Source organism: Dyadobacter soli, from assembly GCF_900101885.1.
Taxonomy (GTDB): domain Bacteria; phylum Bacteroidota; class Bacteroidia; order Cytophagales; family Spirosomataceae; genus Dyadobacter; species Dyadobacter soli.
In genome coordinates this window covers 110992-135548 of record NZ_FNAN01000012.1, presented here as the reverse complement: position 1 = coordinate 135548, position 24557 = coordinate 110992, and the positions used below count along the sequence as shown (strand labels likewise).

The 24557-nt window shown below is 51.1% G+C and carries 21 protein-coding genes and 1 riboswitch; of the genes, 16 read left to right on the top strand and 5 right to left on the bottom strand.

Features of this window, described 5'->3' with window-relative positions:
• Positions 1–287: 287 nt before the first annotated feature.
• The 6 genes from BLQ88_RS20740 to cbiB are packed head-to-tail and all read left to right on the top strand — an operon-like array spanning position 288 to position 11471.
• Positions 288–1868 (top strand): cobyrinic acid a,c-diamide synthase CobB, encoded by a 1581-nt coding sequence (locus BLQ88_RS20740; protein ID WP_229212779.1) that lies wholly within the window; start codon positions 288–290, stop codon positions 1866–1868.
• Positions 1865–6145, top strand: coding sequence for a cobaltochelatase subunit CobN (cobN, locus tag BLQ88_RS20735; protein ID WP_090154022.1), 4281 nt, complete (start codon positions 1865–1867; stop codon positions 6143–6145). The genes BLQ88_RS20740 and cobN overlap by 4 nt, the downstream gene beginning before the upstream one ends.
• Before the next feature lie 45 nt (positions 6146–6190).
• Positions 6191–8035, top strand: coding sequence for a magnesium chelatase subunit D family protein (locus BLQ88_RS20730; RefSeq protein WP_090154320.1), 1845 nt, complete (start codon positions 6191–6193; stop codon positions 8033–8035).
• 5 nt (positions 8036–8040) lie between these two features.
• Positions 8041–9516: a cobyric acid synthase gene (locus tag BLQ88_RS20725; RefSeq protein ID WP_090154020.1), complete on the top strand. Its 1476-nt coding sequence runs from the start codon at positions 8041–8043 to the stop codon at positions 9514–9516.
• 3 nt (positions 9517–9519) lie between these two features.
• Positions 9520–10542 carry a pyridoxal phosphate-dependent aminotransferase gene (locus tag BLQ88_RS20720; protein ID WP_090154018.1) on the top strand — a complete coding sequence of 341 codons (1023 nt, stop codon included), beginning with the start codon at positions 9520–9522 and terminating at the stop codon, positions 10540–10542.
• Positions 10521–11471: an adenosylcobinamide-phosphate synthase CbiB gene (gene cbiB, locus BLQ88_RS20715; RefSeq protein WP_090154016.1), complete on the top strand. Its 951-nt coding sequence runs from the start codon at positions 10521–10523 to the stop codon at positions 11469–11471. Before BLQ88_RS20720 ends, cbiB begins: the two co-directional genes overlap by 22 nt.
• Here cbiB and BLQ88_RS20710 read toward each other — a convergent pair.
• Complete coding sequence (locus BLQ88_RS20710; protein WP_090154014.1) at positions 11428–12141, bottom strand: RpnC/YadD family protein; 714 nt, start codon at positions 12139–12141, stop codon at positions 11428–11430. The two genes, cbiB and BLQ88_RS20710, sit on opposite strands and share 44 nt — an antisense overlap.
• Positions 12142–12191: 50 nt before the next feature.
• Positions 12192–12474, top strand: a riboswitch (cobalamin riboswitch).
• Here BLQ88_RS20710 and BLQ88_RS20705 point away from each other — a divergent pair.
• From BLQ88_RS20705 to BLQ88_RS20675, 7 genes are all read left to right on the top strand, one after another.
• Positions 12474–13676 carry an ABC transporter substrate-binding protein gene (locus BLQ88_RS20705; protein ID WP_229212778.1) on the top strand — a complete coding sequence of 401 codons (1203 nt, stop codon included), beginning with the start codon at positions 12474–12476 and terminating at the stop codon, positions 13674–13676. It overlaps the preceding riboswitch by 1 nt.
• Positions 13677–14261, top strand: coding sequence for a cob(I)yrinic acid a,c-diamide adenosyltransferase (locus BLQ88_RS20700; protein WP_090154012.1), 585 nt, complete (start codon positions 13677–13679; stop codon positions 14259–14261).
• Positions 14258–14767, top strand: coding sequence for a bifunctional adenosylcobinamide kinase/adenosylcobinamide-phosphate guanylyltransferase (locus BLQ88_RS20695; RefSeq protein WP_090154010.1), 510 nt, complete (start codon positions 14258–14260; stop codon positions 14765–14767). Before BLQ88_RS20700 ends, BLQ88_RS20695 begins: the two co-directional genes overlap by 4 nt.
• Before the next feature lie 4 nt (positions 14768–14771).
• Complete coding sequence (gene cobT / locus BLQ88_RS20690) at positions 14772–15800, top strand: nicotinate-nucleotide--dimethylbenzimidazole phosphoribosyltransferase (protein WP_090154008.1); 1029 nt, start codon at positions 14772–14774, stop codon at positions 15798–15800.
• 17 nt (positions 15801–15817) lie between these two features.
• Positions 15818–16603: an adenosylcobinamide-GDP ribazoletransferase gene (locus tag BLQ88_RS20685; RefSeq protein WP_090154007.1), complete on the top strand. Its 786-nt coding sequence runs from the start codon at positions 15818–15820 to the stop codon at positions 16601–16603.
• The gene (cobC, locus tag BLQ88_RS20680) at positions 16588–17115 is read left to right on the top strand and encodes an alpha-ribazole phosphatase (RefSeq protein WP_090154005.1); all 528 of its coding nucleotides are present in this window, start codon (positions 16588–16590) and stop codon (positions 17113–17115) included. The genes BLQ88_RS20685 and cobC overlap by 16 nt, the downstream gene beginning before the upstream one ends.
• Positions 17116–17154: 39 nt before the next feature.
• Positions 17155–17718 (top strand): DUF1572 domain-containing protein, encoded by a 564-nt coding sequence (locus BLQ88_RS20675; protein WP_090154004.1) that lies wholly within the window; start codon positions 17155–17157, stop codon positions 17716–17718.
• Positions 17719–17730: 12 nt separating this feature from the next.
• Here the strand turns inward: BLQ88_RS20675 and BLQ88_RS20670 are convergent, their stop codons facing one another.
• The gene (locus tag BLQ88_RS20670) at positions 17731–18075 is read right to left on the bottom strand and encodes a hypothetical protein (RefSeq protein WP_090154002.1); all 345 of its coding nucleotides are present in this window, start codon (positions 18073–18075) and stop codon (positions 17731–17733) included.
• 23 nt (positions 18076–18098) lie between these two features.
• Complete coding sequence (locus BLQ88_RS20665; RefSeq protein WP_090154000.1) at positions 18099–18401, bottom strand: RNA polymerase sigma factor; 303 nt, start codon at positions 18399–18401, stop codon at positions 18099–18101.
• A gap of 245 nt (positions 18402–18646) precedes the next feature.
• On the opposite strand from BLQ88_RS20665, the gene BLQ88_RS20660 reads away from it, so the two are divergent.
• Positions 18647–19051: a DoxX family protein gene (locus BLQ88_RS20660; RefSeq protein ID WP_090153998.1), complete on the top strand. Its 405-nt coding sequence runs from the start codon at positions 18647–18649 to the stop codon at positions 19049–19051.
• A 301-nt stretch (positions 19052–19352) separates the two neighbouring features.
• Here BLQ88_RS20660 and BLQ88_RS20650 read toward each other — a convergent pair whose 3' ends face one another.
• Both BLQ88_RS20650 and BLQ88_RS20645 read right to left on the bottom strand, forming a co-directional pair.
• Positions 19353–21860: a phosphocholine-specific phospholipase C gene (locus BLQ88_RS20650; RefSeq protein WP_090153995.1), complete on the bottom strand. Its 2508-nt coding sequence runs from the start codon at positions 21858–21860 to the stop codon at positions 19353–19355.
• 152 nt (positions 21861–22012) lie between these two features.
• A complete protein-coding gene (locus BLQ88_RS20645; protein ID WP_090153993.1) occupies positions 22013–22981 on the bottom strand; it encodes a 3-keto-disaccharide hydrolase in 969 nt (322 codons plus the stop codon).
• A 150-nt stretch (positions 22982–23131) separates the two neighbouring features.
• Here BLQ88_RS20645 and BLQ88_RS20640 point away from each other — a divergent pair, with 150 nt between their 5' ends.
• Positions 23132–23455: a PadR family transcriptional regulator gene (locus BLQ88_RS20640; RefSeq protein ID WP_090153991.1), complete on the top strand. Its 324-nt coding sequence runs from the start codon at positions 23132–23134 to the stop codon at positions 23453–23455.
• Position 23456: 1 nt separating this feature from the next.
• A complete protein-coding gene (locus BLQ88_RS20635; RefSeq protein WP_090153989.1) occupies positions 23457–24542 on the top strand; it encodes a permease prefix domain 2-containing transporter in 1086 nt (361 codons plus the stop codon).
• The last annotated feature ends 15 nt before the right edge of the window (positions 24543–24557 follow it).

The following is a 24557-nucleotide window of genomic DNA, read 5'->3' as shown; positions in this document are numbered from 1 at the left end:
AAACCAGAAAAATACCCGAATACCGCTAACTTTGCGGCATTAAAAGTTCTTTAACATACTTCTCCAACAGGAAAAGGTATTGCGTACCAACGCATTCCAGGGGAATCGTGGCCGTTTATGCGGCGAAAATCACGAGCTGTCGCGCAACTGTGAGGTGTTAATGATTGAATGACCGAATGACCGAATGACTGAATATTTACTATTCAATCATTCAATCATTCGGTCATTCAATCATTGAACTGAGCCAGAGCACCTGACCCTTTCTTTGTTGACGATGCTTTCGCGGTATGAAGCAGAGTCTGGTTTGGATATTCGTCTGGTTTCCGCCTGTATGGGCATTCCGACGATCGCCGGGGCGCATTGTTGCCTGGCGGTGCCTTTCTTATACTTTGCTGTCGAATGCGTTTGAAGTTTTCAGGACTTTTCAACTCACCGATGGTTTAAAGATGTCTGTTCCAAAATCCAGTTTCCTAATCTCCGCTCCGTCGAGCAATTCGGGTAAGACTACGCTGACCCTGGGGCTGCTGCGTGCGTTGCGGGACCGGGGGCTTGGGGTGCAGGCGTTCAAATGCGGGCCGGATTATATCGATACGATCCACCATACCACTGCCGCTGGTTGGCCTGGGCTGAACCTGGATACTTTCATGGCGTCGGAGGCGCATATGCGTGAGGTGTATGCGCATTATGCCTCGCGGGCGGATGTGTGTGTGACCGAGGGCGTGATGGGGCTTTTCGATGGGGCCGATAAAATGAAAGGCAGCAGTGCGGAGATCGCGGCGTTGCTGGATATTCCGGTGGTGTTGGTGATCAATGCGCAGTCGATGGCATATTCGGCGGCTCCGCTGATTTATGGTTTGAAAAACTTTTACCCCGGAATCCGCGTGGTAGGAGCGATCTTTAACTTTGTGAACACAGAATCGCATTACCGTTTTTTACAGGATGCCTGTGCGGATGCGGGCGTGGAGGCGCTAGGGTATTTACCTAAAAATGAAGCGCTGCATATTCCTTCCCGGCATTTGGGATTGCATATATCAGCTGAAACAGATTATGAAGAAATTATCCAAAGGCTGGCAGAAATTATTCCCCGAACTGTCAACCTGGAACGGTTACTGGAAATTACTGCTGTAAATGATGGTGTTGAAAATGAGGTCTCTGTTTGGGGAGGCAGCAGTGTTGGTGACGATAATTCTGGTTTTTCGAACCCCTCAACATCTATAAATACAAAATCGCCAAACTGCCGCATAACCATCGCGCGGGACGAGGCATTTTCCTTTTTATACCACCAAAATATCGAATGCCTGCGTGCATTCGGGGAAATCCAATGGTTTAGTCCTTTGCATGACAAGACTTTGCCCGAAACCGACTTGCTATATCTGCCAGGCGGTTATCCTGAATTATTTGCGAATCAACTGGCTGAAAATCAGTCGATGATAGCAAGCATTCGGCAATACTGCGAAAACGGCGGGCTGGCCTACGCGGAATGCGGTGGGTTGATGTACCTCGGCAGGGAACTTGTGGACAGCAAGGGGAATGCATTCGACATGGCCGGTGTGCTCGATTTGTCGACGACGATGCAGCATCCGAAAATGACGCTGGGTTACAGGGTAATGCATTGGGACGGTTTGGAGATCAAAGGCCATGAATTCCATTACTCTTCATTAAAAGAGCCATTTGTGCAAGTGCCGCTTGCACAAATGGCCAATGCGAGAGGTATATCGGTTGATACACAGTTTTTTAGAGTGCAAAATACATTTGCTTCCTACACCCATTTCTACTGGGCCGACAAGCCCGAATTCATCCAACACCTCATCAACATAACCATAAAAAGAGCCGAAAGCCAAGTGCCGACAGCCGATAGTACATTATGAAACGCCAGCGCATCACCCGGTCCGACGGGAAGTCCATCAACCTCGTGCAGCGGCGCGGGCATTTGTCATATTGCTATAATGCATGCTGCTGCGGGCGCGTCGATCGCGGGTATGCGCCTATTCCCGTGGAGTTGTACAAAAATGAGTGGCTGCGGCGTAAGCTGCGGAACGTTGTACACATGACCAAAGGTGGCTGCCTGGGCCCGTGCACGCTTGCGAACGTGGTGACACTGCTCTTCGACGGGCATTCGGTATGGTTCCATTCCATCAATTATGAATGGCAGATCATCGCGATTTTTGATTATATCGAAAGCATGGTCAAGGCCGATCGCTACCTCGTGCCGCCCTCGGACCTGGCCGAATATGTATTTCAATTTTATACCTGGAAAGGCTCGGAAACTTCGACAGAGCTGGGCCAAACGGCCGTTCCGACAGACGGTATCGTGTTCCTCACGCATGCGGATACGGACCTGCTCACGCTCGATCGCGCGATGCAGCTCCTGCCCGAAGATTTCCCGAAAACGACGGGCATCGGCCTGATGGCGATCAAAAGCGAGGAGCAAATGCAGCAGCTTTTGCAAAGGGAAATAGCAGAGGCAAAGATCATTATCATTCGCATTCACGGCCGTTTGAGCAGTATTCCAGGGTTTAACGAGCTTGTAAAACTGGCCGGGCAGCGCGGACAGCATCTGATCGTAGTAAGCGGAACAGGGGAGATGAACCCCGAGTTTGCCGCGGTATCGACGGTTTCGCCTGCGATTTTGCACGATACGCTGGCCTATTTGCAGGCCGGCGGTTACAGCAACCTGATTTCGCTCCTCAGTTACCTTTCCGATCACCTGCTCATGACCGGCTTCGGTGCCGATGCACCCATGCATTTGCCCGAACACGGTATTTACCATCCCGATCTACCCGAATTCGCCGATAAAACCGACTGGCTGAAATACCGAGATCCTGCGTTGCCGACCATAGGCATTAGCTTTTACCGGGCGCATTGGCTGAGCGGGAACACTCAGTTTGTGGATGCAATGATCCGCTCGCTGGAAGAGCATGGCGTGAATGTACTACCCATTTTTACTTCGTCCCTCAAATCAGTCAATGCCGACACAGGTAAGCCACTGGCATTCGAATACTTCGAAACGAATGGGGGAATGGGTATCGATGTGCTGATAAATACTATTTCGTTTGCAATGACCGACATTCAGCCGGTGGGGCAGGGTAGCGATCCTTCCAGGGCGTTGCTGGATTTAAATGTGCCTGTTTTGCAAGCCATTACGAGCGGTATGGGTCGCGGGCCGTGGGAATCGTCGGCGCGGGGGCTCAACCCGTTGGATACCGCGATGAATGTCGCAATCCCGGAGTTCGACGGGCGCATTATCACGGTACCGGTTTCGTTCAAGGAAAAAGGGAAAGACACGCGCGGGTATGAACCGTTGGATAACCGGATCGATCGCGTTGCTGGTTTAGCTATTCGCTTCGCCCGTTTAAGATATTTGAAAAATGCCGATAAAAAAGTTGCATTCATTTTTACCAATTCCAATACAAAAGCTTCCCAGATCGGGAATGCCGTCGGGCTGGACGCACCGGCGTCGCTGATGAATATCCTGCGGGCTATGCAGGCCGAAGGTTACCGGATCGACGATCTTCCAGCAACCGGAACGGAGCTGATCCACGCATTGATCGACCGTTGCGCATACGATCAAGATTTTCTGACGCCCGGCCAGCTGGCACAAGCCGCCGCTCGTGTGCCTGCCGCGCAATATGCGGGCTGGTTTGACGAATTACCGGAGGCCGCCCGTCAGAAAATGGTGAAACAATGGGGCCCGCCGCCCGGCGAAACTTACGTGCACGAAGGGCATATTGCATTGGCCGGACTCGATTTGGGCAATGCATTTGTGGCGTTGCAGCCGCCGCGCGGGTATGGTATGGACCCCGACGCGATCTATCACCAGCCAGATCTGCCGCCGACACATCATTATTACGCATTGTATCGCTGGCTGCGCGATGGCTGGGGCGCCGACGCGTTCGTACACGTGGGCAAGCACGGAACACTGGAATGGCTGCCGGGGAAAGGCATAGGGTTGTCAGAAAATTGCTTTCCTGATGCTTTTCTGGCCGATTTGCCATTGTTTTACCCATTTATTATCAATGACCCCGGAGAAGGCTCGCAGGCGAAACGCCGCGCGCATGCGGTGGTGGTCGATCATTTGACGCCTCCGATGACCTCTGCCGACACTTACGGCGAACTGGCGCAGCTCACGCAGCTGGTGGATGAGTATTACCAGCTCGAAAGCCTGGATCCTTCCAAATTACCGCTCTTGCAGCGCCAGATCTGGGATTTGATTAAACAAACTAACCTCGACGCGGACCTTTCGGCTATGCTAAGCCGCGACCACGGCGATCATAAGCATGACTGGGACGATGACATGACACCCGAGGGCGTGCCCGTGAGCCTCGCGGAAATGGATGGAAAGGATATCGCGCATTTGATCGAGGATATCGACGGATATTTATGCGAACTCGGCGCGGCGCAAATCCGCAACGGCCTGCACACGCTGGGCGAAATGCCGGAGAACGAGGCGTTGACGGATATGCTCCAATCGCTGACGCGTCTTCCGAATGGCCCTGTGCCTGGTATGCAGGCAGTTTTGGCCTATTTGTATGGTTTTGAAATTGAAACACTTCATCAGCAAAAAGGCCGGAAGTTGCCGGTGACGGCAGAAAATCTCTCGGACTGGGCCGGGCGACCGGTGGTAACAGCTGCCGACGCCCTGGAAGTGGTCGATGAAATGGCGGCGCATATCGTGGCGCTTTTTGAATATTATAGATTTGATAGTGAGGCGATTGGCAAGGTTGTTTTCGAGGCAATAAATCGAAACCCGAATTTGCCCGAACTGGCAGGTCTTCGCAAAATATTAACTTTCATTTCGGAAGAACTCGTCCCTAACCTGGCCCGCACCGACGAGGAAATTACCAATCTCCTGCACGGGCTCTCGGGTGGATACGTGCCTGCGGGGCCGAGCGGCGCGCCTACGCGCGGGATGGCGCACATCCTGCCCACGGGACGGAATTTTTACGCCGTCGATCCGCGGGTATTACCTTCCAAAGCGGCCTGGGAAGTAGGACAGCAGTTGGCCAAAGAGGTACTGGATCGCCATTGGAAGGAGACGGGCAGGTATCCCGAAAGCGTCGGGATCAGCATCTGGGGCACGAGCGCCATGCGTACCCACGGCGACGATGTGGCCGAAGTGCTCGCATTGCTGGGTGTTCGGCCGGTTTGGCAGGCGGAAAGCAGGCGGATTAATGGGTTGGAAATCATCTCATTACAGGAGCTTGGGCGGCCCCGTATCGACGTTACCACGCGGATCAGCGGGTTTTTCAGGGATGCATTTCCGCACCTGATCGAGCTGATGGACGAAGCCGTACACATGGTGATTGCCGCCGATGAGCCGTTGGAAGAAAATTTTGTCAAAAAGCATTACCTGAAAGAACTGACTGAGCTGCAAAAAGATGACGCATTATCCATTGAACAGGCCGAGGAACGAGCCGCCTACCGCATTTTCGGAGCGGCGCCGGGGAGTTACGGGGCCGGTATTCTGCCTTTGATCAATGAAAAAAACTGGCAGACCGACGGCGATTTTGCCCAGGCATACATCAATTGGGGTGGTTATGCTTACTCGCGCAATGCGCAGGGCGTGGATGCACGGAAGGAGTTCACGCAGCGGCTTGCAGGTGTGGAAGTAGCGTTGCATAACCAGGATAACCGCGAGCACGACCTGTTCGATAGCGACGATTACCTGCAATTTCACGGTGGAATGATCGCCACGATCCGCAACCTCACCGGCCAGCAGCCGAAGCATTATTTTGGTGATTCCCAGGACCCTGCACGGCCCGTCGTGAGGGATTTGAAAGAGGAAACGTTGCGCGTTTTTCGATCGCGCGTGGTGAATCCCAAATGGATCGAAAGCATTAAAAAGCACGGTTATAAAGGTGGTCTGGAACTCACGGCCACGGTCGACTACCTGTTTGGTTACGATGCGACGGCGGGTGTGGTGGATGACTGGATGTATGAAAAAGTGGCCGAAACTTATGCGCTGGATGTCGCCATGCAGCAGTTTTTCGAAGAAAACAGTCCGTGGGCGCTGCATGCCATCGCGGAACGTCTGCTCGAAGCGGCGCAGCGCGGGCTTTGGGAAAAGCCGTCGGAAGAGGCGTTGGAAGGTTTGAAGAATTTGTATCTCAAAAGTGAGGCCTTGCTCGAATCACGGGCTGAGTGACATAGCGTTCCTCGTTACAAAATGCTTGCTTAAATGAATGTTGAAATGAATTTATACCCGTTTTCCGCGATCGTCGGGCAGGACAGGCTCAAAAAAGCGTTGCTGCTTTGCGCGATCAACCCAGGCATTGGTGGTGTGCTGATCAAAGGCGAAAAAGGCACGGCTAAAAGCACCGCGGTACGCGGACTGGCGGAGGTTATGCCTGCGCTGGAACATTCGGGAGAGCCGGTACCATTTGTCGATTTGCCCTTGGGCGCCTCCGAGGACCGGGTTCTCGGCAGCCTGGATATCGAGGCGATCCTTTCCAGCAAGACCAAGAAACTCCTGCCCGGCTTGCTTGCGAGCGCGCATGAGGGAATTTTATACATCGATGAAGTAAATCTCCTGGCCGATCACCTCGTGGATGTGCTGCTGGACGTGGCGGCATCGGGCGTGAATACGATCCAGCGGGAGGGATTATCCATTAGCCATCCGGCGCGGTTTGTGCTGATCGGTACGATGAATCCCGAAGAAGGAAATCTGCGTCCGCAGTTTCTGGATCGCTTCGGGTTAATGGTGGAAGTGGAGGCGCAAACCAATGTGCAGGATAGAACAGAAGTCGTACGCAGGCGGATTGCGTTTGAAAATGACCCGGTTGCATTTCAAAGTTATTGGACTAATGGACAGGAAATTGTCAGGACGCAAATCGGTAAGGCGCGACAATTGCTGCGGCTTGTGCAAATGCCGGACGGGTTGCTCAAAATGATCAGCCAGCTATGTATCGAATGGGGCGTGAGCAGCCTACGGGCCGATATTGTGTTATATAAAACGGCGATTACCATTGCTGCATTGAACGGGCGGACAACCGTAACGCCGGATGACATACGCGAAGGTGCCGAACTGGTGCTTCTACACCGAAAGGGCAAAAAGACATTGCCTCCGCAAAAGGACCGGCAATCTGACGATCAACAGGATAATCCGGGCGAAAGTAATGCTTCAAACGGTAAATCAGAGCCATCCAATTCAGAACAGCATACGGAAAGTAATCAGCAGAATGGTGAATGTGGGGAGGGAAATTGCGATGATGATGTGAATGAAAAAGTCGCTGTTGCTGATTTTAGAATGGATGTTCCAGAAATAGTGCATTCAGAGCCGATAACGCTACCTGACGCTTTGAATGGACGAGGAGTAAAAGCCAAACAAACCGGGAAAGGCTTTCAGGTAAGGAGTATTAAAAGCGATACTCCGAATGATGTAGCATTGACCGACACGGTTTTGCACGCATTGGCACGTGATCCGGAGCAAACGACCATTGGCAGCCAGGATTTGCACCAAAAAGTCAGAAACGGCAAAGCGGGCCACCTTGTCCTCTTTGTGGTAGACGCATCGGGCTCGATGGCTGCCGGGAAGCGGATGGAAGCGGTGAAAGGCAGTGTGATGAATTTATTGCAAGATGCTTATCAAAAGCGCAATAAGGTGGCGGTAATAGCTTTCCGCGGCGTGGAAGCTACTGTTTTACTCGAACCCACGCGAAGCACCGAACTGGCTGAACAGGCGTTGGAACAACTTCCGACAGGCGGCCGGACACCGCTGCCACACGCATTGCAGTTGACGGGAGATTTGCTTACGCTATTCGCGAAAACGGATCGTATCCAGCCATTTCTCGTGATACTGAGCGATGGAAAAGCCAATGTGCCGCTGCCGGGTGCCGGTGGGGATGCATGGGGGCAATCGCTGCAACTGGCTGAAAATCTGAAATATCCGGCATTAGTCCTCGATACGGAGAGCGGCTACATTCGCTATGGAAAGGCGCGGGAACTGGCGATTGCGCTGGGCGCGGAGTATTTGTCGCTGCAAGCGCTTTCAGCGAATGAGATTACTGAAACAATTTCGGAGCGTATCGATATCTGATTAAAATGAATACTAGGAAATTGCGCCCGATCATGTTCGTAGGGACCGGCTCGGATGTCGGCAAAAGTGTGATTACAGCCGGTTTTTGCAGGATATTTAAGCAGGACGGCTACCAGCCTGCGCCTTTCAAGGCGCAAAATATGTCGCTCAACAGCTATGTCACAGCCGACGGACTCGAACTCGGTCGTGCACAGGCAGTTCAGGCGGAAGCGGCGAAAGTTCCGTGCGAGTCGGACATGAACCCTGTGTTGCTTAAACCAACCAATGACAAAACCTCGCAGGTAGTTTTAAACGGCAAGCCGGTAGGAAACCAGTCGGCCTACGAATATTTCATGGCTAACGACCGGCGGGAGCTGTTTTCGGCCGTGAAGGATGCATTCGACCGGCTCGCTTCCAGGTATTCTCCAATTGTGATGGAAGGAGCGGGCAGCATTTCGGAGCTTAATTTGAAACACCGGGATATTACTAATCTAAGAATGGCGGCGCACGCCGGCGCAGCTGCCTATCTGATCGCTGACATTGATAAGGGAGGTGTTTTTGGCAGCGTTTACGGCACCATTGCATTACTCACGCCTGAGGAGCGTGCGTGCATGAAAGGCATTATTATCAACAAATTCCGGGGAGACGGGCGGCTGTTTGAAGACGGAAAAAGAATGCTGGAAGAGTTGACCGGTCTGCCGGTGGTGGGTGTTTTGCCTTATTTCAGCGATATCTATATCGAACAGGAAGATTCTGTTTCATTAGAGCTCAAATACCGGTCGGCAGTGGAAGGGAAAGTGAATGTGGCGGTGATCCTGCTGAAAAGGCTCTCCAACTTTACAGACTTCGACCGTTTGGAAAAGGATCCGCGAGTGAATTTGTATTATACCAATGACCCATCCGAGATCGAAAAGGCTTCGGTAATCATTATCCCTGGGAGTAAAAATACAATCGGGGATATGCTGGCTATCAAAAATAACGGCGTTGCCAAGGCCATTTATGATGTACATAAGGCAGGCAAAACCGTGATAGGCATTTGCGGCGGCTACCAGATGCTCGGCGAAAATATTCTCGATCCGCAGCGTATTGAAAGTGAGATAGAGGAATTGCCCGGGCTGGGATTATTGCCGGTAAAAACTATTTTGCAACCCGAAAAAACGACATTGCAATGTACATTCCGGTTCAGGCAGAGCGAAGAAGAATGTACCGGTTATGAAATTCACATGGGCGAAACCACCGCATTGCAGCCGGGGGAGCCTGTGGCCACGTTGTCGGACGGGCGCCGAGACGGCTACTTCCGCGACGCGCGTACATGGGGCACGTACCTGCACGGGATTCTGGACAATCAGGGTGTGGTCGACAGTATTTTAGCGCCCTACACCAATGAAGGTGCCGTACCATACGACTACCAGGAATTTAAAGAGCAACAATACGATAAGCTGGCTGATTTGCTGCGTGCGCATATTGATATGGAATTGATTTACAATAGTATAGCAGAGTAATATATGTTACACGGACATGGCGACGATGGCTACCGGTACGGAAAAAAGATTATTGCAGATTTCAGTACGAATGTCTGGTATGGTGGGGAGCCGGCTGGTTTAAAGGAGTATGTTTTTGAGAAGTGGGGCGAGATCAATCGTTATCCTGAGGTGCTTGCGGAGAGTTTACGGGAGAAGATTGCCGGGCACCACTTATTGCCTAAGGAGCAGGTACTGGTATGCAGCGGTACCACCGAGAGCATTTATCTGATCGCCCACCTGCATTCGGGGAAGCGGACTACGATCGTTACACCTGCATTCGCGGAATATGAAGATGCTTGCCTCTCGTACGATCATGAAATCAGCAGTATAAGCTGGCAGGATGCATTGGAATTGCCGAGATTAAAGAGTGATCTGGTATTTATTTGTAATCCGAATAATCCTACGGGTCTTGTTTACAGTGATTTACAGTATTGGATGAAACTGAATTCGCAATGCTTGTTTGTCGTCGACGAGGCATTCATTGATTTCACGGAAGGAGTGGAATCGGCTATTTCGTTGATGACGAGATTTCCGAATTTGCTGATCATGCGTTCGTTGACGAAGACTTACGCCATCCCGGGACTTCGGTTAGGCCATTTGCTTGGGCGCGAAGAGGTAATTGAATCATTGACGAACATCAAACAGCCATGGACGGTCAACACGCTGGCCATGGCAGCCGGGCATTACATTTTCGATCATTTCCACCAGATTCAGCCACCTATTTCCCAACTTTTGCAAGATAAAAGAACGTTCGTTCAAGAATTGCAGAAATTGGAATGCCTGGAAGTGCTGCAAAGCGATACCCATTTCTTCCTGGCCCGAACGCTGGTGCGGAATGCCGCTCAACTGAAAGAATTTCTACTCGAAAACCACGGCCTGCTTATTCGCGACGCGGGCAACTTCCGCGGCCTCACTCGGCAGCATTTCCGGCTCGCAACCCAACGGCCGGATGATAATCGGAAAATGATCAACGCACTGAAAGAATGGCAGACGCTGTACTACTGATCGTCCCGTTGCTCGCGGGTTACCTGCTCGATTTGTGGGTCGGAGACCCTGATAACTGGCCGCATCCTGTCCGGGTGTTCGGCAACGCTATTGCAAAGGGTGAGAAGTGGTTGAATCAAGGTCGTTTTCGGTTTTTGAAAGGGGCAATACTGAGCAGCGTATTAGTTGCGTCGGTGTTTGCATTCTTTTACTGGCTCAATATTGTGCTGGTGCGCGTGCCTGTCTTGTATTTGATATTGAATAGTATTTGGGTGTACTACGGCCTGGCGAACCATTCACTTATTGCAGAAGGTAGGAAGGTGTTTTCTGTGCTCGAAAAGGAGGGTTTGGAAGCGGGGAGAAAACAACTATCGAGGATTGTAGGCAGGGATACATCAAGGCTCAATGCACAGCAAATCCGCATTGCCGTATTAGAAACGATGTCTGAAAACCTGAGCGACGGCGTGGTTGCGCCGCTTTTCTATTACGCAATCGCAGGCGTTCCGGGTATGATGGCTTACAAAATGGTGAACACGATGGATTCCATGCTTGGCTATCGCAGCGAGCGGTATGAATGGTTCGGAAAATTCGCGGCAAGACTGGACGACGTGGCCAACTTCATTCCGGCACGGCTGACGGCATTACTAATGGTAGTGGTGACCGGAAGCGGGCGCGGGTTGCAATTTGTTTTCAAATTTGGCAATAGGCATAAAAGCCCTAATGCCGGCTATCCTGAGGCCGCCTTGGCCGGAATACTGGATTGCCGCTTTGGAGGGGCGAATGTGTATCACGGAAAGGTGGTGGAGAAGCCGTTTATTGGAGAAAGCGACCGGATAATTGAACCATGTGAAATCGAAAGAACGTCAAGTGTGAATCATCGAACCTGCCTGGTAATGGTGCTGATTGTTAGTGTAATGTGTCTGATCTCCGGCGACGCATATCGTCTTTAAGCTTTTGAACAAATTCGGGCGATACACCAACCAACCGGGCAATTTTCTCGATAGAAAAGGACGTTTCCTTCAATAAATTTTCGGTGGTCTCAATAGCCACCTCTTCTTTAATTGCGCTCTTAAGAAGTTCCTCGATACCCATAAACTTATTTTCTTGTATTAGATGATCGACTGCTTCTTCAAATTTAACACCACTTTCACGGTTTTCAAAGCGAATGTACAATCGCAGAAAGCCAAGCAAATTTCTGATTTTAGTTTTCGAAAGTTGCCTCTCCAGAAGATTTTTAGCTATCTCGATTTTTAGATTAAGTAGTTCATTTTCAGAAAAGTGGTTGCGTTGTAAAGCCGCTTTTACGGTCAAAACTACTATCGCAAACGGATTGTCGCTTTTACGCAACGCTTGCTCGTTCTGTTCTAAAATCTTAAATGCATTGTACTTGTACGAAACACTCGTGCCCATAAACTCCCGGTAGTATTCACAAGGCTTGAATGCAGCGTTACCTTCCGTAAAAATTGCGAATGCGGTAATGGGCTTGTCGTAGTTGTCCAGTATCCGCGAGTAGTAGGTGAACATCCGACGTCCGAAGTCGGCGTCGGGATAGAAGAAGAGCAGGAAGTCTTCGAAAATATCTTCCAGAATCGATTTCCAGAGGGTGTCGTCTCGTTTCATGCAAGGTGTGTGTAAATGAAACTTTACAATGATAAGCAATAAAATATTGCTAGTTTTGCGGCCATCCAGGTACACGTGTCATGCGTGATTAAAAGGGAATCCGGTGCGAATCCGGAACAGTCTCCGCTGCTGTAAGTTCATAACGAGGCTCTTGTAAGATGTCACTGAGTACAATGAGTGAATGAGTCAATGAGTGACCGGGTCGCCGGCGCGATGAGTGAATGAGTGATTAGAAAACATTCACTCATTCACTCATTCAAAATTCAATCATTAACCCGGGAAGGCACAAGAGTTTGAACGAGTCAGAAGACCTGCCTGCAAACGCTGTTAATATGGCTTTCGGAAGAAAGGCCGGTGACTACATGATTATCAGACAATTACTTACAGCCCTGCTGCTGTGCGGCTTGCTGGCCGGTTGCAGCACTTCTTCGTCGCTTTACGAAAAAGGCGATTCCCATTACGCAGGCCCCGACCTGTTTTCCGAAAAGGTAAGAGTAGCACATGCCAGAGGCTTTAAAATTACCTATCACAAGCATTATAAAGTCGTAAAGATCATGAGCCCGTTCGAGAAATCGACGGATACGCTCACGTACGTGCTCGTGCAACGGGGCACGCCGCGGCCGATCGGGTTTCGCGACAGCCAGGTGATCGAAATTCCCGTGCGGAGCATGGTGGCGATGTCGTCGCTGCATATCGGACTGATCGGTTTCCTGGGTTGCGAGGATATTCTCACAGGCCTGGGAAACCTGAAATATGTTTCTTCCCCCAAAGTACTGGAACGTATCAAAGCAGGGAAGATCGCAGAAGTAGGAAAGGACCAGGGGCTCAATGAGGAGCTTTTGGTGAGCATGCGTCCGGATCTGATCATGGCTACCGGCAGCCCGGTTTCGAAGGTCAGCCGGTATGAATCGTTGCATCAGGCTGGGATCCCGGTAATGGTCAATTCCGAATGGGTGGAAACGACGCCACTCGGCCGGGCGGAATGGGTGAAGTTACTGGCGGCGCTGATTAATAAGGAAGGCGAGGTGAACGGGAAATTCGCCCATGTCGAGCAAGAATATGCGCGGCTGGCCCGTATGACCCGAAATGTGAAGTCACGCCCGAGCCTGATCACCGGGATGAATTCCAAAGACGCCTGGAATGTCCCGAACGGCGACAGTTATGTGAGCCGGTTCTTCCAGGATGCCGGCGCTTCGTACCATTGGTCGGGCACGAAGGCGACGGGAAGCCTGCCATTAAGTTTTGAAACCGTTTATCCTATCGCATTGCAGGCCGATTTCTGGCTGAATGTAAGCATCGGAAACGTGCAGACAAAAAAAGATGTGCTCGCGCGCGACGTTCGCTACGCCGATTTCAAGGCATTCAAAACCAATCATATTTACAGCTACAACAACCGCATGAATGCCCAGGGCGCGAACGATTACTGGGAGTCCGGGGCAGTAAACCCGCATTTGGTCCTTTGCGACCTGATCCGAATTATTCACCCCGAATTGTTGCCGAAATATGAGTTGATCTACTATAAATCAATTAATTAAATGAAAATATATACTAAAAAGGGCGATAAAGGCACGACAGGGCTATTTGGCGGAAGTCGCGTCGATAAAGACGATGTCCGCATTGAATGCATTGGGACGCTCGACGAAGCGAATTCGACTATTGGATTGTTGCGTGTGAAGTTGGGCACAGGACACGAGTGGCAACCTAATCTGCATAAAATACAAAAGGACCTGATGGACATGATGTCGCATCTGGCGCGGCCGTCCGATGCCAAAAAGGAGAACAAAAACCCGATGCCGGTAGATGGCTCCACTTTTTGTGAGGAGTGGATCGATGCGCTGGAAGCGGCTATGACTTCGCCATCGGACTATTTCCTGCTGCCCGGCGGGAATGAAGTTTCGGCGCTTTGCCACATTGCGCGTACGCAAATGCGCCGGGGAGAACGGCGGCTGGTATCGCTGACCAAAACGGACGAGGTTCACGAAGCGATTCCGGCTTACATTAACCGCCTTTCCGACTTGTTTTTCACCCTTGCACGTGCCGAAATGGATAAGGCAGGCGTGGCAGAGGAAAAGTGGCAGCTCTTTTTGTACAAACGCTTCAAAAGCGCCGAGCCGTCGTGATCATTTACGTGACGGGCGGCGTCCGCAGCGGCAAAAGCAGGTTCGCGATGGATCTGGCATTGCAAAAAAGTGCTAATCCGGTGTATGTGGCTACGTCGCGGATTTGGGATGAGGATTTTGCGAAGCGCGTAAAACGGCACCAGGACGAACGCGGGCCCGAATGGACGTCGCTGGAAAGCGAGCGGGATATTCATTTGCTGCCACTTGCAGGTAGCGTGGCGGTGATCGATTGCGTCACATTGTGGCTGACCAACCTATTCTTTGCCTTGGAATATGATGTCGAAAAGTCGCTCGCTGCATTCAAAGGGGAAATCGATGCACTGGCGCAGATTGACGCTACTTTGATCATCATTTCCAATGAAATCGGCATGGGTGTCCATGCGGAAACGGATGCCGGACGGAAGTTTACAGACTTGCAAGGCTGGGCCAATCAATATGTGGCCGCAGCGGCACAGGAAGCGATTATGATGGTCTCAGGGCTTCCATTAACATTAAAATCAACCTAAAACAATGCATACAGCCACCATTACCAGCCAGGAAATACAGGCGAAAATTGATTTGAAAACCAAGCCGTTAGGCGCATTGGGCAGCCTCGAAAAACTGGCATTTCAGATTGCTTCGGTACAGGATACCCTGTCGCCACAGCTTGCGAACCCGCATGTCATTGTTTTTGCGGCCAGTCATGGTATTGCTTCGGAAGGTGTGAGCGCTTACCCGTCGGAGGTAACGCCGCAGATGGTGCTCAATTTTATCGGCGGCGGTGCGGCGATCAACGTTTTCACACGGCAGCACGGCATTAGCCTCTTGCTGGTAGATGCAGGTGTGGATTATGATTTTGGCCAAAATGAAAAGCTGATCGACGCGAAGGTCAACTTTGGTACTAAAAGCTTTGCGAAACAGCCAGCGATGACCAACGCCCAATGCCGGCTATGCCTGGAAAAAGGCGCGGAGCTCGTAAGGCAAGTACAGGAAGCCGGTTGCAACGTGATCGGTTTCGGGGAAATGGGCATTGGTAACACCTCGTCTGCGTCGGCGATCATGAGCCGGTTGCTGAATATCCCCATTGCCGAATGCGTAGGCAAAGGTACCGGGCTGGATGATGCGCAGCTTACCCGGAAAGTAGCCGTACTCGCCGATGCATTGGATTTTCATCAAAACGCAGCCAATAATCCCGAATCGGTGCTTGCGACATTCGGCGGCTTTGAAATTGCCATGATGTGCGGTGCTATGCTGGAAGCGGCGCGGCTGGGAATGCTGGTGCTGGTCGATGGGTTTATTGCTTCCGTAAGTTACCTGTGCGCATTTAAAATGGACCCGGCGATCCGGCGGAATGCTGTTTTTTGTCACCAATCCAATGAAAAAGGGCATCGTCTGCTGCTTCAATCGCTGGAAGCGGATGCGTTACTGAAACTCGACATGCGCCTGGGCGAGGGTACAGGTTGCGCGCTCGCGTACCCGCTCATGCAAAGCGCTGTCGCATTCCTGAATGAAATGGCGAGCTTTGAAAGTGCGGGTGTAAGTCAGAAAACGGAGAACTAACCGAAAGAAGATTGCCGATGTCGCACATTCGCCACCAATTCGACCTGTTTTTCACGGCATTGCAGTTCTATACGCGCCTGCCGGCACCAAAATGGGTTGTGTATAAGCCTGAAAACCTCAGTTTAGCGACGAGCTATCTGCCATTCGTGGGCTGGATCGTCGGTCTGGTAGCGGGCAGCACCTATTTAACAGCGGATTATCTCACCAACCCTTCGATAGCCGTACTGTGCTCGATGATCATTTCAATACTGCTCACGGGTGCATTTCACGAGGATGGTTTTGCCGATGTTTGCGATGGTTTCGGAGGCGGGTGGACGAAGGAGAAAATACTCGAAATCATGAAAGACAGCCGGGTAGGTACTTACGCTTCCGTGGGACTGATATTGATATTGGCATTGAAATTCAGCTTGTTGCAGGCTATTGCAGGTTGGGAATACAGCATGGTCGCTGTACTTGTGGCCGGGCATTCATTGAGCAGGCTCATGCCGGTGTTTGTCATTTATATGCTTCCCTATTCTCGTGATACGGACAGCAAAGCCAAACCGGTTGCGGAGAAGCCGCCTTTTTGGGTGCTGGTAATGGCGATTATCTTTGGCGTTCTACCATTATTCGGGCTGGCTATGATTTTGGAGCAGCCGGTGGCGCTCGCGTCCATCCTGATTTTAGGACTGATCGCGCTATTGCTGGCGCGCTATTTCAAAAAATGGATCGGTGGTTATACCGGCGACTGCCTGGGGGCTATTCAGCAGGTTTGCGAAGTTGCATTTTACTTTTTTATAGTCGTGTTATGGAAGTTTATCTGATCCGTCACACGACGCCGGTCTTCGAACCCGGCCTGATTTACGGCAGGACCGAGCTTTTACTGCACGATGATTTTCCTTCCGAACTAAAAGTTGTTCAGTCACAGCTGGATATGGATTTTGACATAACCTATTCCAGCCCCGCATTGCGCTGTACCGAGCTGGCGAGAGCGCTGTCGCCTGTATTTTCGACCGATGATCGTTTGCAGGAGCTGAATTTCGGGGAATGGGAAGGCAAAACCTGGGATACCGTCGATCAGCAGGCTTTGCGTGCGTGGACGGACGATTACGTGAACGTGTGCACGCCCGGGGGCGAGAGCCTGATGCAAATGCACGCGCGTGTGAACGAATTTTGGGAGGAACTGGTGAAAACGGATTATCAAAGGGTGGCTATTGTGACACACGCGGGCGTGATCCGGCTCATCCTTTCGATCGTTAATCAAATCGTGCTTACGAGTGTGTTCGATATTAAAGTCGCTTATGGAGAGGTGGTTCCCGTTCGCATTAATGGCTAACTATTTGTAATTTGGATAATTAACCCAAATCACAAAGCCATGAACCAGGAGTATATCGAGAGCGTCAGAAAGCAATTTGAATACTATAAAATGCTGGGCGAAAAGACCATCGCTCAACTCAGCGACGAGCAGCTTTTCTGGAAATACAACGAGGAAAGTAACAGCATTGCTACCATTGTAAAGCATTTATGGGGTAATATGCTCTCGCGCTGGACCGATTTCCTGACAACCGACGGAGAAAAGGAAACGCGCAACCGCGAGGCTGAATTTGAGAATGATATCGCTGGTCGCGACGAGTTGCTTGCGAAATGGAATGAGGGCTGGAATTGCCTTTTCAATGCGCTTGACTCCCTGAATGCGTCGAATTGGGACACCATTGTTTATATCCGAAATCAGGGACATTCGGTGATGGAGGCCATTAACCGGCAGTTGGCGCATTACCCTTATCACGTGGGGCAGATCGTATTTGTCGGGAAAATGGCGCTGGACGAAAAATGGTCGTCGTTATCGATCCCGAGGGGCAGATCTCAAAACTATAACAACGAGAAATTTGCCCAGCCCAAAGCCAGGACGCATTTTACGGATGAATACATTAAGAAGTAGGGGAAGCGCCGCTCAGGCCGTGAACCAATAAATGGCCAATACGGCGAGGAGTAACAATGTAGCTACGGCTATTTGAATAAAACTTCTTTTGCGATAAAAAGGAAGCGGCTGTTCATGCAGGGCTTCTTCGGCCACCATACTTTGCTTCAACCGCCCTAGCAACCGGTTGGAGACGGCTGGTTCGATTTCTTCGCTTTTTGTAAATATTTTACCCGCTTCCGAAGTCATTACTTCATCAAAAACCCATTTGCCTGCCGGCGTTTGCAGGTGGCGGAGCAGTTCGTCCTGCTCGTGACCGTCGCATTGGTTCGAGATGTATTTGTAAACGAGGTTCCTGATATGAATTTCCTTATCCATTGATCTGACCCGGTTCGGAATGGTCAAAGTTGCAGCACGGCCTGCTCTTTGCCTGCGCGCGTGAGCGTGTGGAAAATGTGGCTTTTGCAGATTTTAAGCAGGTAGCATTTGAGTGAAGACTCGTTATTCAGGCCATCGCGGTTTTCCCACAATTTCAGGAATACATCGTGTACAGCTTCTTCGGCATGTTCTGTGGACTTCAAAAACCGTAGTGCAAAGCGGAACAAATAGGCGTGGTAGGTTTCGTAAACCCTTGTGAATGAGGGTATGTCGCCATTGCTGATACTTGCTGCAAGGATATGATCCTGCATGATCGGTTCTTTCATATTTCAGTTTCTGCGGGCTACGTTGGGAATTTCAGTTATAAGCAAGTTACTAATAATTTCTACTTTTTGTAACCTAAAACGCAATAGAAACGCATCCATTGTATCGAATAACATATAGAACGTTCTGTTGCTGGCGCAAACGCCCCCTAATACTGCCGTTTTCACACAGCGCCTGTCCTTTTGGTACCCATTAGTTTTGTATCGATCAATCAATCAAACAAAACCTTTATAAACCAAAAGAAACCATGGAAGCTACATTTGTTGCCCCAATCGCGAAACCCCGTACCGACAAAGTTGCCCTTATCGGCAAGATCATCAGCATATTGTGTGTTCTGTTCCTGCTTGTGGATGCGATCATGAAGGTGATCGCGCACCCTATTTCCATCGAAGGTTCTGTGGCGCTGGGCTGGCCGGCGGACCAGGTGCAGAGCATCGGTACCGCATTGCTCGTATCGACGATCCTCTACATTATCCCGCGCACAGCCATCCTGGGGGCGATTCTGATCACCGGTTACCTGGGCGGAGCCATCGCCGTCATGGTGCGTGCAGAGCAGCCATTGTATTTCGCAGCTACGTTCGGTGTGCTCGTATGGGCGGGCCTGTACCTGCGCGACGAGCGCGTGCGGGCGATGATTCCGTTTACAAAATAGGGGTCAGATTACATTTCATCGACAGTTTTTTACCAGGCCGGGAGCTTTTCTCATCCCGGCCTTTGTTGTTGCATGCCTACGGCATTTTAGAATGCGGTTCGCGCGTTGTTTCTACCAATATTACATCGCTAACGCGATTTTGTACGGCCCGATCACATCACTACGCAAGTTATCGGGGCTGATTACGGCCAATGCTCAGCGAGCTGGCGACCGGCTAAGTGCCGCTAGGTACGTAATATTGGTAGCAGACGAATTTGTTATACGTTATCTAAATGCCGTAGGCATGTAACAACAATGCAAATCAAACAACACCGCCCATTAATGGATCGGTTTTCGTAACGGCTCCGGTTTCCACATGTCCCGCGAAACGTTCTTCATAACCATCATACCCTTTCACTTTCACGCTGAAATCGTACCATTGGAACGATTTGCCCAGTTCCAGCACAAGGGACGCTTTGCCACCCACGGCGAATGTCTTGTTTTTAGCAGCGGCTTTATAACTGTTGTCCTCAATCACAACTTCATGCGCTTTGGAGTCTGAATTTTCGATCGTTACCACCACGTTACCCGTCGGTTTCGATGATTTTACCTCGTACTCGCAGCTCACTTTCAGCTTGGGGTTTGCTGCATTGCCCATGAATTCGCGGTAGAAGCCATTGGGGCCGTATACACGTAGGTGGTAGGCATTGTTTTCAAAATCAGCGAGTTGCCATTCGTCGGTAAGCTTGTCGCCGGCGGCGACGCTGTAATCCCAGGAGCGGAGCGCTTCGTTATGGTAGGGTTTCATCGCGTACATGCGGTACGGAATGCCGGACGATTTTGTGCCAAAAACCTGATTGCCAGCTTTGAACGACAGCTGCAAGGCATCCCCGGTTTTGCTAAGCTGTGCATTCACAAATGGCTCGTACGGCAATGCGCAGGCAGGCCGCACGCCTTTTTCCTGCACCGGAAATAACGGCGATTTGCGTGCGTCTTTATTGAGTTCGGCCAATTCAGCCGCGCCGAGTTTTTTGAAATTTTCGGGAGCCTGTTTGAATTGCGCCTGGTGAATGCCTTCGATGAATGTTTTTTGTTCCAAAAAGACCGGTTTCTCGACCTTCTCGCCATTATAAGGCCGGAAAACCGACGTCAGGTCGCCGCAGATCGTCCGGCGCCATTTTGTGATATTCTCTTCGTGTACCTTTTTGTTAAATTTCTTTTCCAGGAAATTTTCAAGGAATTGAAGCGAAGACGTATGGTCGAATACTTCGGAATTGACATAACCTCCTCTCGACCAGGGTGAAGCGATGATCATCGGCACGCGGTAGCCTAAGCCAATGGAACCTTCGCGAACGCTGGCCGGGTTGGCCGAGGGATTGGTTTGCTGGTCAGCCAATGCGAAATCCAGTTTCGGATCGATGCCCGCTGACACTTTTCCGGTGCCTTCTTTGTAAGGGTTAGGGACGGTGAATGGCGGCAAATGGTCGAAATAGCCGTCGTTTTCATCATAAGTCACGATGAAAATGGTCTTTTTCCAAACCTCGGGGTTTTGAAGCAAAATCTCCATGGCCTCGCTCACGTACCAGGGGCCGAACCACGGCTCTCCCGGGTGGTCGGAGAAATGCGCAGGCGGCATCAGCCACGACACCGTTGGTAACGTGCCATTTTTCACATCCTCGCGGAACTGGTGGAAAACATCGCCTTTCGGCACATTCAATGTCCTTTCGGTACCATTATCGGAATACTGCATCGATGCCAGTTCATGGAAATGCGGATCGTTGATATTGGTACTGAAAGCCTTGTCGTTCAGTTTTTTATCTTTATCTGAAAGACTGGCGTAAGTGTCTTTATTGAATTTCGTCTGCGCGGTTTCGATGTTTTTCAGCAACCTTTTAGCCGCAGCTACTCTTGTCGCGGCGCGGGAATCGGTGGCAGCTTCCTTTTCCAGGTCGGCGATCGTCTGGATTACAGTTTTCCGTTTACTTTCAAGATTGGCGATCCCGCCCTCGTGGAACCGCACGTTGTAAGCTTTGAAATACTCCAAAACATTGGTACCAAAGTTGCTGAGCCACGCGCTTTCCTCGCCTTTGAGCCCGTAGCCCATCGTCAGCTCATTCTGGTACACCTTCCAGTTGATACCGTGCTCTTCGAGGCGCTCGGGGTAGGTTTTCCATTCGAGCTCGGGGTATTCGTAGTTGCTGATATTCCACAAATGGGCCAGGCCCGCAGGCTCGTTTTTCTCGCGCACGGTGCCGGTCATCCAGTAGTAACGGTTCGGGTGCGTGCCGGTGATGCTCGAACAGAAGTTGTGGTCGCAAACGGTGAATGCGTCGGCGAGGGAGTAGTAGAACGGGAAATCGGAACGGTCGCAGTAGCCCATTGTGAGCGGGATATGTGCGTATTGCTTGTTCCGTGGAGCCTTTACATCGAGCCAGCGGTCATATTTACCATTGTTCATGGCGTCGGTCTGGTCCGACCAGCCGTGGGGAATCGAACCCATCCAGGCCACTTTGGTATCTTTCACATTCAGCCGGAACGGCCCGTACGTATCGCCCGCTTTGTTGGTCTGGAACCATACTTTGTTTTTATCGGCCAGGTCGATCGCCCGCGGGTCGTTGAAGCCGCGGACGCCTTGCAACATGCCCAATTGGTGATCGAAAGACCGGTTTTCCTGCATCAGGAACACAATGTGCTCGGCATCGTAAAACGTGCTACCGGGCGCGGGATCGATGGCCAGCGCCTTTTGTATCACGGGGGGAAGCGTATTCGCCATGGCGCCCGTACCTGCGAGCAAGGCGGCTTTTTTAAGGAAATCTCTTCTCGAATCCATTAATATTGGTGAGTTTAGGACTTCAAAATTATTCCCGGGATCGTTACCGGCTGTTACGCTAGGGTTATGTTTTAGTCTTCTTTGGGCAAAAAAAGCCGCTACCATGTTCCGGGCATTGCTGCACGGCTGTGATAGCGGCTTTTGGAAAGAAATTACTTCGCCGGGGTAATGACAATGTTGCGGTACTCTACCGGACCGTGGTCGCCCTGGATGTAAAGCGGGCCTGGCTCGCCTTCGTTGCTATCCAATGCGCCGCCGGTAATGCCGGGGATCTCCTGGTTGCTGATCACCGTTTTGCCGTTTGCCACAAGCGTGAGCATGCGACCCACCAATGTGATGTCGAACGTATTCCATTCGCCGGCTTCTTTGGCCACCATCTCGCTTGGGACGATGAAACCGTAGATAGCGCCCATCTGGTCAAGCGAGGGCTCCATGCCTTTGCCGTCGGTAATTTGCACTTCGTAACGGCCGCGCAGGTACACGCCGCTGTTACTGCCCTTTGGGATACGGAACTCGATATGCAGTTTGAAATCGTTGAATTTCTGGTCGGTAACCAGGTTAGCACCCGATTTCGGGCTGCGCAGAATGCCGTTTTCGGCGATCCACTGGTTTTCGCCCGTTGCATGCCAGCCTTTGATTTCATTACCCGCCGTCAATTTGATCGGCGCTCCCCAGGCAGGTGCCGCCTTGCCGCGCAACGACGGGGCACGCACGCCTTTGTAGCTGTAAGTTTTGCCGTCAGGCGTAGTCAGCGAGCCGGTAATAGCGTCGCCGGATACCGTTCCTTCCACTTTCAGATCGGTGTCGCCGCGTTCCCATTGGGGCGGAATCGCGAAATCGAACTTGCCATCCTTGAAATGCACAACAGAAATCGGCCGCGCGCTGCCCGAAAAACCGGTAAACTGGCCTACAAGCGTTGCATTGCCCGAGTGGCGTACTTCCAGCCACGACGGTAATACTTTGCCGTTCGCATCCACAGAAATGTCCCAGCGACCTTCGATAGGAGAGGCTAGCGGGGCATTGTCGGCTTTTGTTGAAAAGGTTGCCATCAGCAGCGTACCCGCCGAAAGCATCAAGCGCCGGGAAGCCCGGTACAGGTTGGTTTGGAATACTTTCTTCATAAATTTTTTAGGTATTAAAGGATGTGAAAGTTAGAGATAAAAATCAATTGTTGCTCCTGTGAACGAAATGCAATCGCTTGAAAATATTTTAACTACAATTGAGGTAAATATTGAAAATATAATTACTACATTTAAGGTAAATATAAAAATATGAATCAGTACCTGGGTGAATTTGAGGAAGTTGTACTGCTTACCGTCGCCGTTTTACATCCGGAAGCGTATGGCATCGCTATCGTGGACGAGATCGAGCAAAGGCTGAACCGGAAGGTGAGCATGGGCGCGTTGCAAACCGTGCTCAAAAGGCTCGAACAGAAAGGTCTGCTGACGTCTGTTTTGGGTGAGGCCACGAAAGTGCGCGGAGGCAAGCGGAAGCGGTATTTCACCGTCACACCCGCCGGGCAGAATATGCTCAGCGAAGTCAAAATGCAGCGAATGGCACTTTGGGAAGCTATTCCCGAAATGGCTTTTAAATAATATGGCAACACCTAATTCCGTCGGGCCTCCGGGCATTTTCCTGGCATTGTTCCGCTGGTTCTGCGATCCAGCCATTGTCGAGGACATCGAGGGCGATTTAATGGAGGATTTTCACCGCAACCTGGAAAAATCGGGTCGCTGGGAAGCGCAGCGCTTGTTCATTTGGGAGGTAATGCAGCTTGCCAGGCCGTCGCTGGTCAGAAACCCGTTTCGTAGCATTCACTTTAATATGCATTATATGAAAAAGTCGGATTGGATGTGGATCGGAGTCATCCACTTGTTACTGCTTGCTATGATCGTTTCCCCGTTTTTGCCCGGGCCGTCCAATCGGCTGGTAGTCGGCCTGTCGGCATTGGGACAGTCGGCCACATTTCTGGGCCTGGTATTAGCGCCGGTGGGGGCACTTTGGCTGTTACTGGATTTCAGGAGCGGTTCCCCAAGTACGGGTAAGCATAGGCGTGTGCTGGCTTCGATAGCCGCTGTTGTGGTGATGGTTCCGGCGCTGCTGAGCGTGGTTTACGCTTTTTTGCTGATGGGAATGGCAGCTGGAATCGCTGCTTCGGCGCTTTTGGCGCTGTGTGGTTTTTACGTATGGCATAATGTCCGCAAGCTGGGAGTGCAATCGCGTCCTTTCGGTTTTGTACCGGTGTGCCTGCTGACAGTACCGGGTTTGTCGCTCTTCGCGCATATGTGTGTGATCGGGCCTGTGAGCGCGTACAGCCGCGGGCTCGCGATGGATCGTAGCGAGGAGTTGATCGGGCTGGTCGAACAATTCAAAACGGAGAAGAAGCGCTACCCGCTGAGTTTGCAAGAATTGGAGAACAGTTTGTCGGTAAAGCTGCCCGGTTCGCCTGTAATGGGTATTTCTGAATTAAAATATCATGCTGACGATCAGGGTTTTAATGTTTCGTTCAGCCAGTGGCAGCATATGGCGGTTGATGAAGAAATAGTGCTTTTTTCAAAGGCAAATCTTACAACCCAAAAAGCACTGGGTTTTGATTATAAACTGGATAAACACCGCGTGAAAGGCGCCTATGCCAGTTTCGATGCGGATCGTGCGCATTGGCGGTATTATTGGTGTGATTAGGAGAGTGTGACATTG

Bases quoted from the DNA above. Each gene is read 5' to 3' on its own strand.
- BLQ88_RS20730 (WP_090154320.1), top strand. From the start codon at position 6,191: ATGAATTTATACCCGTTTTCCGCGATCGTCGGGCAGGACAGGCTCAAA.
- cobC (WP_090154005.1), top strand. From the start codon at position 16,588: ATGGAAGTTTATCTGATCCGTCACACGACGCCGGTCTTCGAACCCGGC.
- BLQ88_RS20660 (WP_090153998.1), top strand. From the start codon at position 18,647: ATGGAAGCTACATTTGTTGCCCCAATCGCGAAACCCCGTACCGACAAA.
- BLQ88_RS20720 (WP_090154018.1), top strand. From the start codon at position 9,520: ATGTTACACGGACATGGCGACGATGGCTACCGGTACGGAAAAAAGATT.
- BLQ88_RS20645 (WP_090153993.1), bottom strand. From the start codon at position 22,981: ATGAAGAAAGTATTCCAAACCAACCTGTACCGGGCTTCCCGGCGCTTG.
- BLQ88_RS20635 (WP_090153989.1), top strand. From the start codon at position 23,457: ATGGCAACACCTAATTCCGTCGGGCCTCCGGGCATTTTCCTGGCATTG.
- BLQ88_RS20675 (WP_090154004.1), top strand. From the start codon at position 17,155: ATGAACCAGGAGTATATCGAGAGCGTCAGAAAGCAATTTGAATACTAT.
- BLQ88_RS20665 (WP_090154000.1), bottom strand. From the start codon at position 18,401: ATGAAAGAACCGATCATGCAGGATCATATCCTTGCAGCAAGTATCAGC.
- BLQ88_RS20685 (WP_090154007.1), top strand. From the start codon at position 15,818: ATGTCGCACATTCGCCACCAATTCGACCTGTTTTTCACGGCATTGCAG.
- BLQ88_RS20710 (WP_090154014.1), bottom strand. From the start codon at position 12,141: ATGAAACGAGACGACACCCTCTGGAAATCGATTCTGGAAGATATTTTC.
- BLQ88_RS20740 (WP_229212779.1), top strand. From the start codon at position 288: ATGAAGCAGAGTCTGGTTTGGATATTCGTCTGGTTTCCGCCTGTATGG.
- BLQ88_RS20725 (WP_090154020.1), top strand. From the start codon at position 8,041: ATGAATACTAGGAAATTGCGCCCGATCATGTTCGTAGGGACCGGCTCG.
- cbiB (WP_090154016.1), top strand. From the start codon at position 10,521: ATGGCAGACGCTGTACTACTGATCGTCCCGTTGCTCGCGGGTTACCTG.
- BLQ88_RS20640 (WP_090153991.1), top strand. From the start codon at position 23,132: ATGAATCAGTACCTGGGTGAATTTGAGGAAGTTGTACTGCTTACCGTC.
- BLQ88_RS20705 (WP_229212778.1), top strand. From the start codon at position 12,474: ATGGCTTTCGGAAGAAAGGCCGGTGACTACATGATTATCAGACAATTA.
- cobT (WP_090154008.1), top strand. From the start codon at position 14,772: ATGCATACAGCCACCATTACCAGCCAGGAAATACAGGCGAAAATTGAT.
- BLQ88_RS20700 (WP_090154012.1), top strand. From the start codon at position 13,677: ATGAAAATATATACTAAAAAGGGCGATAAAGGCACGACAGGGCTATTT.
- BLQ88_RS20650 (WP_090153995.1), bottom strand. From the start codon at position 21,860: ATGGATTCGAGAAGAGATTTCCTTAAAAAAGCCGCCTTGCTCGCAGGT.
- BLQ88_RS20670 (WP_090154002.1), bottom strand. From the start codon at position 18,075: ATGGATAAGGAAATTCATATCAGGAACCTCGTTTACAAATACATCTCG.
- cobN (WP_090154022.1), top strand. From the start codon at position 1,865: ATGAAACGCCAGCGCATCACCCGGTCCGACGGGAAGTCCATCAACCTC.